15 protein-coding genes are annotated in these 12,538 nt (G+C 62.5%); 12 read left to right on the plus strand and 3 right to left on the minus strand.

The window, feature by feature from the left end:
* Positions 1-5 precede the first annotated feature (5 nt).
* Positions 6-626 carry a trypsin-like serine peptidase gene (locus tag HHL21_RS00435; RefSeq protein WP_169463313.1) on the minus strand — a complete coding sequence of 207 codons (621 nt, stop codon included), beginning with the start codon at positions 624-626 and terminating at the stop codon, positions 6-8.
* A 184-nt stretch (positions 627-810) separates the two neighbouring features.
* On the minus strand, positions 811-1,131 hold the full coding sequence (locus HHL21_RS00440; protein ID WP_169463314.1) for a hypothetical protein: 321 nt from the start codon (positions 1,129-1,131) through the stop codon (positions 811-813).
* A 378-nt stretch (positions 1,132-1,509) separates the two neighbouring features.
* Between HHL21_RS00440 and iscR the strand changes: the two genes are divergently transcribed.
* From iscR to HHL21_RS00495, 11 genes are read left to right on the plus strand one after another with little or no spacing between them, the layout of a single operon-like run.
* Positions 1,510-1,992, plus strand: a complete 483-nt coding sequence (gene iscR, locus HHL21_RS00445; RefSeq protein ID WP_169463315.1) for a Fe-S cluster assembly transcriptional regulator IscR — start codon at positions 1,510-1,512, stop codon at positions 1,990-1,992.
* Positions 1,993-2,011: 19 nt separating this feature from the next.
* The gene (locus HHL21_RS00450) at positions 2,012-3,265 is read left to right on the plus strand and encodes an IscS subfamily cysteine desulfurase (RefSeq protein ID WP_169463316.1); all 1,254 of its coding nucleotides are present in this window, start codon (positions 2,012-2,014) and stop codon (positions 3,263-3,265) included.
* 27 nt (positions 3,266-3,292) lie between these two features.
* Positions 3,293-3,682, plus strand: coding sequence for a Fe-S cluster assembly scaffold IscU (gene iscU, locus HHL21_RS00455; RefSeq protein ID WP_119812564.1), 390 nt, complete (start codon positions 3,293-3,295; stop codon positions 3,680-3,682).
* A 15-nt stretch (positions 3,683-3,697) separates the two neighbouring features.
* Positions 3,698-4,021, plus strand: a complete 324-nt coding sequence (gene iscA, locus HHL21_RS00460) for an iron-sulfur cluster assembly protein IscA (RefSeq protein WP_131429296.1) — start codon at positions 3,698-3,700, stop codon at positions 4,019-4,021.
* Between the two features lie 26 nt (positions 4,022-4,047).
* Complete coding sequence (gene hscB, locus HHL21_RS00465; RefSeq protein ID WP_169463317.1) at positions 4,048-4,563, plus strand: Fe-S protein assembly co-chaperone HscB; 516 nt, start codon at positions 4,048-4,050, stop codon at positions 4,561-4,563.
* A gap of 58 nt (positions 4,564-4,621) precedes the next feature.
* Positions 4,622-6,508 carry a Fe-S protein assembly chaperone HscA gene (gene hscA, locus HHL21_RS00470; RefSeq protein WP_169463318.1) on the plus strand — a complete coding sequence of 629 codons (1,887 nt, stop codon included), beginning with the start codon at positions 4,622-4,624 and terminating at the stop codon, positions 6,506-6,508.
* Positions 6,509-6,539: 31 nt separating this feature from the next.
* On the plus strand, positions 6,540-6,881 hold the full coding sequence (gene fdx / locus HHL21_RS00475; RefSeq protein ID WP_169463319.1) for an ISC system 2Fe-2S type ferredoxin: 342 nt from the start codon (positions 6,540-6,542) through the stop codon (positions 6,879-6,881).
* Positions 6,882-6,893: 12 nt separating this feature from the next.
* Complete coding sequence (gene iscX / locus HHL21_RS00480) at positions 6,894-7,088, plus strand: Fe-S cluster assembly protein IscX (protein ID WP_169463320.1); 195 nt, start codon at positions 6,894-6,896, stop codon at positions 7,086-7,088.
* Entirely contained in the window at positions 7,075-7,965 is an 891-nt protein-coding gene (locus HHL21_RS00485) for a class I SAM-dependent methyltransferase (protein ID WP_169463321.1), read from the plus strand. The genes iscX and HHL21_RS00485 overlap by 14 nt, the downstream gene beginning before the upstream one ends.
* A gap of 18 nt (positions 7,966-7,983) precedes the next feature.
* Positions 7,984-9,015: a low-specificity L-threonine aldolase gene (ltaE, locus tag HHL21_RS00490; protein ID WP_169463322.1), complete on the plus strand. Its 1,032-nt coding sequence runs from the start codon at positions 7,984-7,986 to the stop codon at positions 9,013-9,015.
* Positions 9,012-9,749 (plus strand): rRNA pseudouridine synthase, encoded by a 738-nt coding sequence (locus tag HHL21_RS00495; protein WP_169463323.1) that lies wholly within the window; start codon positions 9,012-9,014, stop codon positions 9,747-9,749. The genes ltaE and HHL21_RS00495 overlap by 4 nt, the downstream gene beginning before the upstream one ends.
* Before the next feature lie 108 nt (positions 9,750-9,857).
* Here HHL21_RS00495 and HHL21_RS00500 read toward each other — a convergent pair whose 3' ends face one another.
* Positions 9,858-11,531: a methyl-accepting chemotaxis protein gene (locus HHL21_RS00500; RefSeq protein ID WP_169463324.1), complete on the minus strand. Its 1,674-nt coding sequence runs from the start codon at positions 11,529-11,531 to the stop codon at positions 9,858-9,860.
* Between the two features lie 328 nt (positions 11,532-11,859).
* Between HHL21_RS00500 and HHL21_RS00505 the strand changes: the two genes are divergently transcribed.
* Positions 11,860-12,537 (plus strand): GNAT family N-acetyltransferase, encoded by a 678-nt coding sequence (locus tag HHL21_RS00505; protein ID WP_169463325.1) that lies wholly within the window; start codon positions 11,860-11,862, stop codon positions 12,535-12,537.
* Position 12,538: the final 1 nt, after the last annotated feature.

Below are 12,538 nucleotides of genomic sequence, written 5' to 3' on the forward strand. Positions count from 1 at the left end.
AAAGCTTAGTTGCAGTTGCCGGAGCGCGCGCAGATCTGGTTCCAGATCTGCACCCAGCGGCTGTCCGGGATCGACGCGCCCTGGACCGTCGGATCGGCGCTGAGGTAGCCGTACGAGGTAATGCCCACCACGCGATTCTGCGCGGCATTCGACCCGGCGCCGCCACTGGTCGCCGGCACCGCGAAGTTCTGCACCCACGGTCCGCCACTCGAACCGCCGCGCGCGTCCGAGCCGTACTCGACGTTGTTCGGCGAGGTGGCCCGATAATTGTTGCTCATCACATTCTGCATTTTCTGGCAGCTGTCCAGGTTGCAGGGATAACCGAGTTTGGACGTGTGGTTCGGGTTCAGGCTCACGGTCTGCCAGCCGAGCCAGCCGGTGACGTTGCCGATCTTGGTCAACGGCCCGCCGGTGGTCATCGCCTGGTCGTCAAACTCGAGCATCGCGTAGTCGGCCGCGTTCGGCACGCCGCCGCCACTGGCCCAGGCGCCGGTCGTGATGACGTAGCGCCAGTTCCTCGACTCGAACGGCGCCACGCCATCGCGGAAGGAGGGTGCGAACACGAAGTTGTCGTAGAAGCCCGCGAACGTTCCGCTGTGCACGCAGTGGCCGGCAGTGGCGACCACGCGCCGCTGGATCACCGCAGCCGAACAGGCAGGGCGAGCCGTCGATCGAGAAGAACAGCTTGCCGACAGTGCGGTACGGATAAGCGCGGTCGGCCGAGAACCCGGCGCTCGACCCGGTGAAGGCCGGAAACACCCGAGTGCTGGTGTACGGCGCGGCGAAAGTGCCGTTGGCCTGCGGCTCGACCTAGCCGCCGAGCTCGCTGTTTTTCTCGTGCTGGTACAGGCGCAATTCGTGCGGTTTGGACTGGACCGACGGCGCCTGCGCATCGCTGCTCTCGGGCTTGCCTGTCGGCTGGGGCGGCGCGGCTTCCTGTTTCACCTCGCCGACTTTGGCGGCGGGCAGCGGCAGCGGCTTGGCGGCCTTGAAGCGTTCCGCCGTCCAGTACGCCGCCGCACCGCGCTTGGCGGTGTTTTCCTTGCTGACTGGTTGGTCGGTTTGTGCCATCGCCGGGGCCGTTGCAAACAGGGCGATGGTCGCGCAAAAGACGGGAGTTGGACGTTTCATTTCATCCTCGCAAAGTGGGCCGAAAACTGTAGAGCTCATCTACCAGCCGATAGTAGCGACGGCGACCGCTGCGATGGGACGTAATGGGGGGATAGGCTGACCGCGCTCAAGCAGGGAAGAGGAACTTACGGAGAAAAATGCTGCGCTGCACATCGGACTCAACATCGGGGTCCGTCCCCGGGGACAGACCCCGGGGACGGACCCCGATGTTGAGTCCGATGCCGACCGGGCTTGCCAGTCGCCGGAAGGGGGCTCCGAGACAAAGTGTTCGGAATTTGATATACTTGACTAAATCGTTCAACTAATATGCTTCCTTGCAGTAATCAAGAGGCATATCTGTTTGAACCGAGGCAATATTTTAACATGACCGGGGTTGTGATGCGTCTGACCACAAAAGGCCGTTTTGCTGTAACTGCGATGATCGATCTTGCCATGCGTCAAGGCAAAGGTCCCGTCACGCTGTCGGGCATCAGCCAGCGCCAGGCGATTTCGCTGTCCTATCTGGAACAGTTGTTTGGCAAGCTGCGCCGCCATGCCATCGTCGAGTCGATCCGTGGACCCGGCGGCGGCTACAGCCTGGCGCGCGACGCCGGACAGGTGACGGTGGCCGATATCATCATCGCCGTCGACGAGCCGCTCGACGCCACCCAGTGCGGCGGCAAGGAAACCTGCCACGGCGCCGACGCCGCCACCGGCGCCCGCTGCATGACCCACGAGCTGTGGGCTACGCTGAATGAGAAAATGGTCGACTACCTCGACTCCGTGTCGCTGCAAGACCTGGTCGACCAGCAGAAGCAAAAGAGCGCCGAACAAAACGTCGTGGTGATGCACCGCAACAACGTGGCTGTCGGCCAAAACTGAAGCATATTGGAGTAATTTGATGAACGCGCCAGAAAAAAACCTCGAGCAGAAATTCGTGCCAGCACCGCACTTCCCGATCTACATGGATTACTCGGCCACCACGCCGATCGATCCGCGGGTCGCCGACAAGATGATTCCGTTCCTGCGCGAGCAGTTCGGCAATCCGGCTTCGCGCAGCCACATGTACGGCTGGTCGGCGGAAGCAGCGGTCGAGGAAGCGCGCGGCCACGTCGCGGCGCTGGTGAATGCCGATCCGCGCGAGATCATCTGGACTTCCGGCGCCACCGAGAGCAACAACCTGGCGCTGAAGGGCGCTGCCCAGTTCTACAAGTCCAAGGGCAAGCACATCATCACGCTCAAGACCGAACACAAGTCGGTGCTCGATACCGTGCGCGAACTGGAGCGCGTTGGTTTCGAAGCGACCTACCTCGAACCGCAGGACAACGGCCTGATCACAGTCGCCCAGCTGGAAGCGGCGATCCGCCCGGACACGATCCTGGTATCGGTCATGCTGGTCAATAACGAGATCGGCGTGATCCAGCCGATCGACGAAATCGGCGAACTGTGCCGCGCGAAAGGCATCATCTTCCACTGCGACGCGGCCCAGGCTACCGGCAAGGTCCACATCGACCTGGCGAAAACCAAGGTCGACCTGATGACCTTCACCGCGCACAAGACCTACGGCCCGAAAGGCATCGGCGCGCTGTACGTGCGCCGCAAGCCGCGCGTGCGCCTGGAAGCGCAGATGCACGGCGGCGGCCATGAGCGCGGCCTGCGCTCGGGCACCTTGCCGACCCACCAGATCGTCGGCATGGGCGAAGCCTTCCGCCTCGCGAAAGAAGAAATGGACAGCGAGATCGTGCACGTCACCGCGCTGCGCGACCGCCTGGCCAAGGGCCTGATGGAGATCGAAGAAGTCTACGTCAACGGCGACATGGAGCACCGCGTGCCGCACAACCTGAACGTCAGCTTCAACTACGTCGAAGGCGAGTCGCTGATCATGGCGATCAAGGACATCGCAGTGTCGTCGGGTTCGGCCTGCACCTCGGCCAGCCTGGAGCCATCGTACGTGCTGCGCGCGCTGGGCCGCAGCGACGAACTGGCGCACAGCTCGATCCGCTTTACCTTCGGCCGCTTCTCGACCGAACAAGACATCGACTTCGCGATCAACCTGCTCAAGTCGAAGGTTGACAAGCTGCGCGAACTGTCGCCGCTGTGGGACATGCACAAAGAAGGGATCGACATCTCGACGATCCAATGGGCAGCCCACTAACCGCACTGAATTTTTAGGAGCATCAAAATGGCATACTCGGACAAAGTGTTGGATCACTACGAAAATCCACGTAACGTCGGCGCGTTCGGCAAGGACGACGGCGACGTCGGCACCGGCATGGTTGGCGCGCCGGCCTGCGGCGACGTGATGAAGCTGCAGATCAAGGTCGGCGCGGATGGCGTGATCGAAGACGCGAAGTTCAAGACCTACGGGTGCGGCTCGGCGATCGCCTCGTCGTCGCTTGTCACCGAATGGGTCAAGGGCAAGACGCTCGACCAGGCGCTGTCGATCAAGAACACGCAGATCGCGGAAGAACTGGCGCTGCCGCCAGTGAAAATCCACTGCTCGATCCTGGCCGAAGACGCGATCAAGGCAGCTGTTGCCGACTACAAGACCAAGCATCCGGCTGCCGCTTAAAGCGAGGGAAATACCATGGCAATTACAGTGACCGAAAAAGCTGCGAAGCACATCAACCGCTACATCGAACGCCGCGGCAAGGGTGTCGGACTGCGGTTCGGTGTGCGCACGACCGGCTGCTCGGGCATGGCCTACAAGCTCGAATACGTCGATGAAGGCACCGCCGACGACGCGGTGTTCGAGTCGAACGGCGTCAAGGTATTCGTCGACCCGAAAAGCCTGCCGTTCATCGACGGCACCGAGCTCGATTTTGCGCGCGAAGGCTTGAACGAAGGCTTCCGCTTCAATAATCCGAACGTCAAGGACAACTGCGGCTGCGGCGAAAGCTTCCGCATTTGAGCGCCGCTGGTCGGAAAGCCGCACCTATGCAGAACCACTTCGACCTGTTCCAGCTACCGGCCACGTTCGCGCTCGACATGGGTGCGCTCGATACGGCCTACCTCGACGTGCAGGGGCGCGTGCACCCGGACCGCTTCATCAATGCGACCGACGCTGAGAAGCGTGTCGCGATGCAGTGGGCCACGCGCGCCAACGAGGCATACCAGACGCTGCGCAATCCGCAAAAGCGCGCGCAGTACCTGTGCGAGCTCAATGGCGTGGACCTGAACACGGAATCGAACACGGCGATGCCGATGGCTTTCCTGATGCAGCAGATGGAATGGCGCGAAGCATTGGGCGAGGCGAGGGCGGCGAAGGACAGCGATGCACTTGACGCGCTTGACGAGCAGGTCAAGCAGGAACGAAAGTCGCGCCTGGCGCTGGTTGGTACGCAGCTTGATGCGGGCGACTTTGAAACGGCAGCGCAAGGTGTTCGCGCGCTGATGTTCCTCGATAAGTTCAGCGAAGAGGTTCACTACGCCTTCGAGGCGCTGGAAGCCTAGCCCGCGTCGTTCCCGCGTGCGCGGGAACGACGTTATAGAATAAGAAATCGGTAACTACATGGCACTTCTGCAAATCTCCGAACCCGGCATGTCGACAGCCCCTCACCAGCACCGTCTGGCAGTAGGCATCGACCTCGGGACCACCAACTCGCTGGTCGCATCGGTCCGCAGCGGCATCCCAGAGGTATTGAGCGACGAAGAGGGCCGCCAGCTGCTGCCGTCGATCGTCCGCTACCTCCCGAACGGGAACGCGCACATCGGCCACAAGGCGCGCCCGCACCAGACCACCGACCCGCGCAACACGGTCGTGTCGGTCAAGCGCTTCATGGGCCGCGGCCTCAAAGACATCGCCTACGCGGAAAACCTGCCATACGATTTCCAGGATTCGCCCGGCATGGTGCAGCTCAAGACTGTCGCCGGGATCAAGAGTCCGGTAGAGATCTCGGCCCAGATCCTGGCCACCCTGCGCCAGATCGCGGAAGACTCGCTCGGCGACGAACTGGTGGGCGCCGTGATCACCGTGCCTGCCTACTTCGACGACGCCCAGCGCCAGGCCACCAAGGACGCGGCCCAGCTGGCCGGCCTGAATGTCCTGCGCCTTCTCAGCGAACCAACCGCCGCAGCGATTGCCTACGGCCTCGATCACGCCTCCGAAGGCATCTACGCCGTGTATGACCTCGGCGGCGGCACCTTCGATATCTCGATCCTCAAGCTGTCCAAGGGCGTGTTTGAAGTGCTGTCCACCGGCGGCGACTCCGCGCTCGGCGGCGACGACTTCGACCACCGCCTGTTCTGCTGGATCGTCGAACAAGCCAGGCTGGCGCCGCTGTCTGACGAAGACACCGCGACCGTGATGGTCAAGGCGCGCGAGGCCAAGGAACTGCTGTCGACGAACCACGAAACGGCCATCGACGCGATGCTGAATTCTGGCGAGATCGTGCATGTCACCGTGACGGCGGAAGTCTTCGCCGATATCACCAGGCACCTGGTCGGCAAGACCATGACCGCGATTAAGAAAGCCATGCGCGACGCCGGCGTATCGGTCGAGGATGTCGACGGCGTGGTGATGGTCGGCGGCGCAACCCGCATGCCGCACGTGCGCCGCGCAGTCACCGAATTCTTCAAGACCATCCCGCACGCGAACATCGACCCGGACAAAGTGGTCGCACTCGGCGCCGCCATCCAGGCCAACCTGCTGGCCGGTAACCGCGCCCCAGGCGACGACTGGCTATTGCTGGACGTCACCCCGCTGTCGCTCGGCATCGAGACGATGGGCGGCCTGGTCGAGAAAATCATCCCGCGCAATTCGACGATTCCATGCGCCCGCGCGCAGGAGTTCACCACCTTCAAAGACGGGCAGACCGCGCTGGCGGTGCACGTTCTGCAGGGCGAGCGCGAACTGGTCACCGATTGCCGTTCGCTGGCGCGCTTCGAGCTGCGCGGGATTCCGCCGATGGCGGCCGGCGCGGCGCGCATCCGCATCACCTACCAGGTCGACGCGGACGGCCTGCTGTCGGTATCGGCGCGCGAAACGCGCTCCGGCGTCGAAGCATCGATCACCGTCAAGCCGTCGTACGGCCTGGCCGACGACGAAGTCGCGCGCATGCTGCAGGACTCGTACACCTCGGCCAAGGAAGACATGGTGCTGCGCGCGCTGCGCGAAGAAGAAGTCGAGGCAGACCGCATCCTGCTGGCGACCAGCTCCGCGCTCGACACCGACAGCGCGCTGCTCGACGAACAAGAGCGCATTGCGATCGCCGCGCTGATGAACAAGGTGCGCGACGCGATCGCGTCGCCGCTCGATCATGCGAACGTCGCCGCCAAGCAGTCGGCGCTGCATTCGGCTGTGGCCGACCTTGCGCACGGCACCGAGGACTTCGCGTCGCGCCGCATGGACCAGAGCGTGCGCAGCGCGCTGGCCGGCAAGAAGCTCGACGAAGTCTGAACGAACATATACATATTCAAGAGGTAACCACGTGCCACAAATCGTCATCCTTCCACATCCCGAGTACTGCCCTGAAGGCGCCGTGCTCGAAGCGCCGACCGGCCAGTCGGTGTGCGACACGCTGCTCGCAAACGACATCGAAATCGAGCACGCATGCGACCGCGTGTGCGCCTGTACCACCTGCCACGTGCTGATCCGCGAAGGCTTCAACTCGCTCAACGAGCTGGAAGAAGACGAAGAAGACCTGCTCGACCGCGCCTGGGGCCTCGAGCCTGTATCGCGCCTGTCGTGCCAGGCCATCGTTGGCACCGAAGACCTGGTGGTCGAACTGCCGAAGTACACGATCAATCACGCGGCTGAAAAAAGCCACTGACCGGAGCGCGCAATGAAGTGGAGCGATATCCCGGCGATTGCCGAAGCACTGTACGACAAGCATCCGGACGTCGATCCCGCCGCCGTGCGCTTCGTCGACCTGCATAACTGGGTAGTGGAACTGGAAGGCTTCGACGACGACCGCACCCGCGGCGGCGAGAAGGTTTTGGAAGCGATTCAACAGGCGTGGATCGATGAAGCGCGCTGATACCAAACCGCAGGGCGTCAGTCTGCCGCCGGAAGTCCGTCCCGGCCAGTCCATCGAGCTGCTGCAGGAACTGCACATCCTCACGCGCGACGGCAAGCTGAACCAGGACAGCCGCCGCAAGCTCAAGCAGGTCTACCACCTGTACCAGTTCATCGAGCCGCTGCTCAAGGAAGTCGAGCAGGACCATCCCGGCATTTCGCTGGTCGACCACGGCGCCGGCAAGTCCTATCTCGGGTTCATTTTGTACGACCTGTTCTTCAAGGGACTCGATGACGGCTCGCGCATCTACGGCATCGAGACGCGCGAAGAGCTGGTGCAGAAGTCGACCGAACTGGCGCAAAGGCTGGGCTTCCCCGGCATGTCGTTCCTGAACCTGTCGGTGGCTGAATCGACCAGGTCGGACCAGCTGCCGGCCCGTATCGACATCGTGACCGCGCTCCATGCCTGCAACACCGCCACCGACGACGCCATCGACTTCGCGCTGAAGAAGCATGCCAAGTTCATGGTGCTGGTGCCGTGCTGCCAGGCCGAAGTGGCCAGCGTCCTGCGCAAGAACAAGGGCAAGGACCTGGGCAAGAGCGCGCTGACCGAAATCTGGCGCCACCCGCTGCACACGCGCGAATTCGGCAGCCAGGTGACCAACGTGCTGCGCTGCCTGCAGCTCGAAGCGCATGGCTACCAGGTCAACGTGACGGAACTGGTGGGCTGGGAGCACTCGATGAAAAACGAGTTGATCATCGCCAGCTACAAGAACCTGCCGCGCAAGCGTCCGACCGAACGCCTTCAAGAAGTGCTGGCGACGCTGGGCCTCGAAGAGATGGGCCAGCGTTTCTACAGCGAGAAACTGGCCGAAGCCGAAACCATGTCGGCCGGATAACACCACGAGACGAACAAGATGAGCGAACACTGGATCGACCTGCGTAGCGACACCGTCACCCAACCGGGCGACGCGATGCGCGCCGCCATGCAGCGCGCCGAAGTCGGCGACGACGTGTACGGCGACGACCCGACCGTCAATCGATTGCAGCAAACGGCAGCCGAGATGTTCGGCTACGAGGCGGCCCTGTTCGCGCCATCCGGCACGCAAACCAACCTGATTGCGCTGATGGTCCACTGCGGCCGCGGCGATGAATATTTAGTCGGACAGGAAGCGCACACCTTCAAGTACGAAGGCGGCGGCGCGGCGGTCCTCGGCAGCATCCAGCCGCAGCCGATCGCCAACCAGCCTGACGGCAGCATTGCGCTAGCCGATATCGAGGCCTACATCAAGCCGGACGACATCCACTTCGCGCGCACCCGCGTGCTCGCGCTGGAGAATACGATCGGCGGGCGCGTACTTGGCGCCGACTACATCGCAGCGGCCACCAGCCTCGCACATGCTCGCGGCCTGGCCACCCACCTCGATGGCGCGCGCATCTGCAACGCCGCGGTCAAGCAAGGCATCAGCCTGCGTGATGCAACGGCCGGTTTCGATACCGTGTCGGTCTGCCTGTCGAAAGGCCTTGGCGCACCGGTAGGTTCGGTATTGTGCGGTCCGACGAAATTCATCGAACAGGGCAAGCGCTGGCGCAAGATGCTCGGCGGCGGCATGCGCCAGGCCGGCATCCTCGCCGCCGCCGGCCTGTACGCGCTGGAGCATAACATCGATCGGCTGGCCGATGACCACGTCAACGCCGCCGCGCTCGCGCAGGGACTGTCGGCCATCGACGCCCTGACGATCAACGCCCCGCAAACCAACATCTTCTGGATGGACGTGCCTGCCGCCGCCTGCGAGCCGCTGCGCGCCGCGCTTGAGCGCGAACGCATCCGCGCCACGGTCGGTCCGCGCATGCGCCTGGTGACGCACCTGGACGTCAGCGCGCTTGACGTCGAGCGCACCATCGCCGTATTCACCGCATTTTTCAAAGACTGGCGCAATAATTCATGACCGACTCCTCGATTCGCCTGGCCAAGCGCGTGGCCGAAATGATTCCATGCTCACGCGCGGAGGCAGAGCGCTACATCGCGGGCGGCTGGGTCAGCGTCGATGGCGCGGTGGCGGAAGATCCGGGCATGCGCGTGCTCGACCAACAGGATGTAGTGCTGCACCCGGATGCGAGGGCGGACGAGATCCCGCCGGTGACCATCCTGCTGCACAAGCCTGCTGGCTACAACGCTGGCATCGGCAGCGACGGCATGCCGGCGCTGAACCTGGTCACGGGCGACACCCTGGTGCCGGCCGATCATGGCAAGCAGGTGCGCTTCCTGAAGCGCCATACGAACAACCTGACGATTGCGTCGCCGCTCGAGACCGTGGCGAGCGGGCTGGTGGTCTATACGCAGGACTTCCGCGTGGCGCGCAAGCTGGTGGAAGAGGGCATGCGCGTCGAGAACGAGTACATCGTCGAAGTCTCGGGGGCGATCAGCGAGCGCGGTCTGGCGCTGCTGAATCATGGCCTGCCGTTTAACGGCAAGCCGATTGCGCCGATGAAGGTGAGCTGGCAAAACGAAACGCGCCTGCGTTTCGCGGCCAAAGGCGTCAAGCCGGGACAGCTGGAGCACATGTGCCGCATGGTCGGCTTGACGGTGGCGGGCATGAAGCGCATCCGTATCGGGCGACTGCCGATGGCGGGGCTGCCAGTCGGCCAGTGGCGCTACCTGCACGACTACGAACGCTTCTAACGGGCTGCATGCATCGGCGGATGCGTACCTTATCCGCCCTGCGGCCCGCGTACGTCAACTGCAGGGCGGATACACGTGGCTGCCGCCAAGGCTGTATCCGCCGTTTTCTCAGAACGCTTCCCAGTTGGTGTCGGCACCGTTTGCTACAGCAAGCCGGCGTGGCTTCACCGCGGCCGCACGGGCCGCTGGCTTGATCGCGACCGGCGGCTTGGCGACCACGCGGCGCCCATGAACATCGCCCACGTTAAACACGCTGACCACGCCTGCCAGCGCCTTGGCCTGCTCCTGCAGCGAGCCCGCAGCCGCAGCCGCCTCTTCGACCAATGCCGCATTCTGCTGCGTGACCTGGTCCATCTGGCTGATCGCCATGTTGATCTGCTCGATGCCCGAAGTCTGTTCGAGGCTGGCCGATGCGATCTCGGACATGATGTCGGTAACGCGCGTGATCGACCGAACGATTTCGGTCATGGTGGTGCCAGCCTCGTCGACCAGTCGCCCGCCCGCATCGACCTTCGCGACCGAGTCGTTGATCAGGGTCTTGATCTCCTTTGCGGCAGCCGCAGAACGCTGCGCAAGGTTGCGCACTTCGGATGCGACGACCGCAAAGCCGCGGCCCTGTTCACCCGCACGCGCCGCTTCAACCGCCGCATTGAGCGCCAGGATATTGGTCTGGAACGCGATGCCATCGATGACGCCGATGATGTCGACGATCTTGCGCGACGATTCATTAATCGAGGCCATGGTGACAACCACTTCGGATACCACCGTGCCACCCTTGACCGCCACTGCCGATGCGGATACGGCCAGCGCGTTGGCCTGGCGTGCGTTGTCCGCATTCTGCTTGACGGTGCTGGTCAGTTCTTCCATCGACGACGCGGTCTCTTCCAGCGAGCTGGCCTGCTGTTCGGTGCGCGACGACAGGTCCATATTACCAGCCGCGATTTCCTGCGACGCGGTCGAAATCATGTCGGTGCTGGTGTGGACTTCGACGACGGTTTTCAGCAGGCTTTCGTTCATGCGCTTGAGCGCGGCGAGCAGTTGTCCCACTTCGTCGCGTGAGCTGACATCGATTTCAGTGCGCAGGTCGCCCATGGCAACCGTCTCGGCAAGGGTCACTGCGCGGGCGAGCGGACGCGTGATGCTGCGTGCGAGCAGCCATGCCATGATGGCGCCAAGGACCAGGCTGATACCGCCCAGCGCGAGCATGTTCGTGATTGCGCGCGCATAGACTTCATCGATGGTGGCGTCGGCCTTGTCGAACAGCGCCTTCTGGAACACGGCGACCTGTTCGACGGACTCGATGTATGCGGTCATTGCAGGCATCATCTTGCTGTCGACCAGCGCCTGCACGTCTTCCGGCGTGGCGGCAGCGTCGGTCTTGAGCGCGAATGCGCTGTCGCGGGCGGCAATGTAAATCTTTCGTTTTACAGCGACTTCATCGAAGCGGCGCTTGCCTTCGTCGCTCTGGATCAGCGTTTCGAGCTCTTTCTGGATTTCGGAAACGCGTGCGCTTGTCTTCTTCATTTCGGTGTCGAAGTAGAGCTGGTCAGCTACGCTCTCGCTTTTAACCTTGGCGAAGGTACGAACCGCATTGACTGCGGTCCCTTTCAGCCATTCGCCGGCCAGCTGCTGCTTGTACGCGGTGGATTTCATCTCACCTTTAGCCTCAGCAATATTGGCCAGTTCCCAGATGCCTACCGCCACCATTGCACCCATTAATACCAGGATCGCGCCAAATGCCGATCCGAGCCGAATACCGATTTTCACATCTGAAATCTTCATCTTAATTTTCCAAGTCTTTGAACGAGCGAGTGTTTCTAAACCGTCAAGCGACCAACGGCCATGCATTGCCTAGGTACCACTTGAGATGTAACAGGGTAGCCGAGCCAGCTGGAGAACAGGTATGAATAAAGCGCAGGTTCGGAAAAGGCGATAGCAATCCGATATTTAAATGATGTTTTAGTGCAACATTTAAATAAGATATTTCATCAAATAAATTAATATTGATTGTGAGCAATGTTAGAAACGTCTCAATGCTAGTGTCCAGCGTCGCACTCACTGCATTTTTCCCTGTAAGGTATGCTGTGCGTTTTCGGAGGAGCCGCCGACCATGCCTTCCCTGCTTGACAACATTATCTGGAGCTGCCTCAGCGGAGCGCACGCGAAGTTTGCGAGCGGCACCGCCGACGCGCGCCGCTACGCTCCCGGGTTCTCGCCGATCGTCGCCTTTCCTGACCCCGAACGCCCCAATTTCGCGGCACTGCGTGCATTTTGCGAACCGGGTGAGCACTTCTACTGCGACGGGTGGTCAGGCGCGGCGCCGGAAGGATGGCGCATTGAGGCCGAGTCCACGATGTTCCGCATGGTGTGGGACGCGCCAGTGCCGCTTGTTGACGAAGCCGGCGACGCCATCGCGCTGCGTCCCGAACACGCGCAGCAGGCGTTCGACCTGGCCATGCTGACGCGCCCGGGACCGTTCGGGTTGCGGACGCCGGAACTGGGTGAATACTTCGGTTACTTCGACAATGGGCGGCTGGTCGCGATGGCCGGGGAGCGAATGGCTGCGGATGGACTGCGCGAAATCAGCGGCGTGTGCACCCATCCGGATTTCCAGGGCAAGGGTTTGGCGCGCAGCTTGATGTCCAAGCTCGTGATGCGCCAGCTGCAGCGCGGCGAGACACCGTTCCTGCATGTCATGAGCGCCAATGCGAACGCCCATGCGCTCTATCTGCGCATGGGGTTCAAAGACTACAAGGAGACGGTGGTGCGGGTCGTTGCCCCGTATTAGC

It is taken from the genome of Massilia polaris (assembly GCF_012927275.1).
GTDB lineage: Bacteria > Pseudomonadota > Gammaproteobacteria > Burkholderiales > Burkholderiaceae_D > Telluria_A > Telluria_A polaris.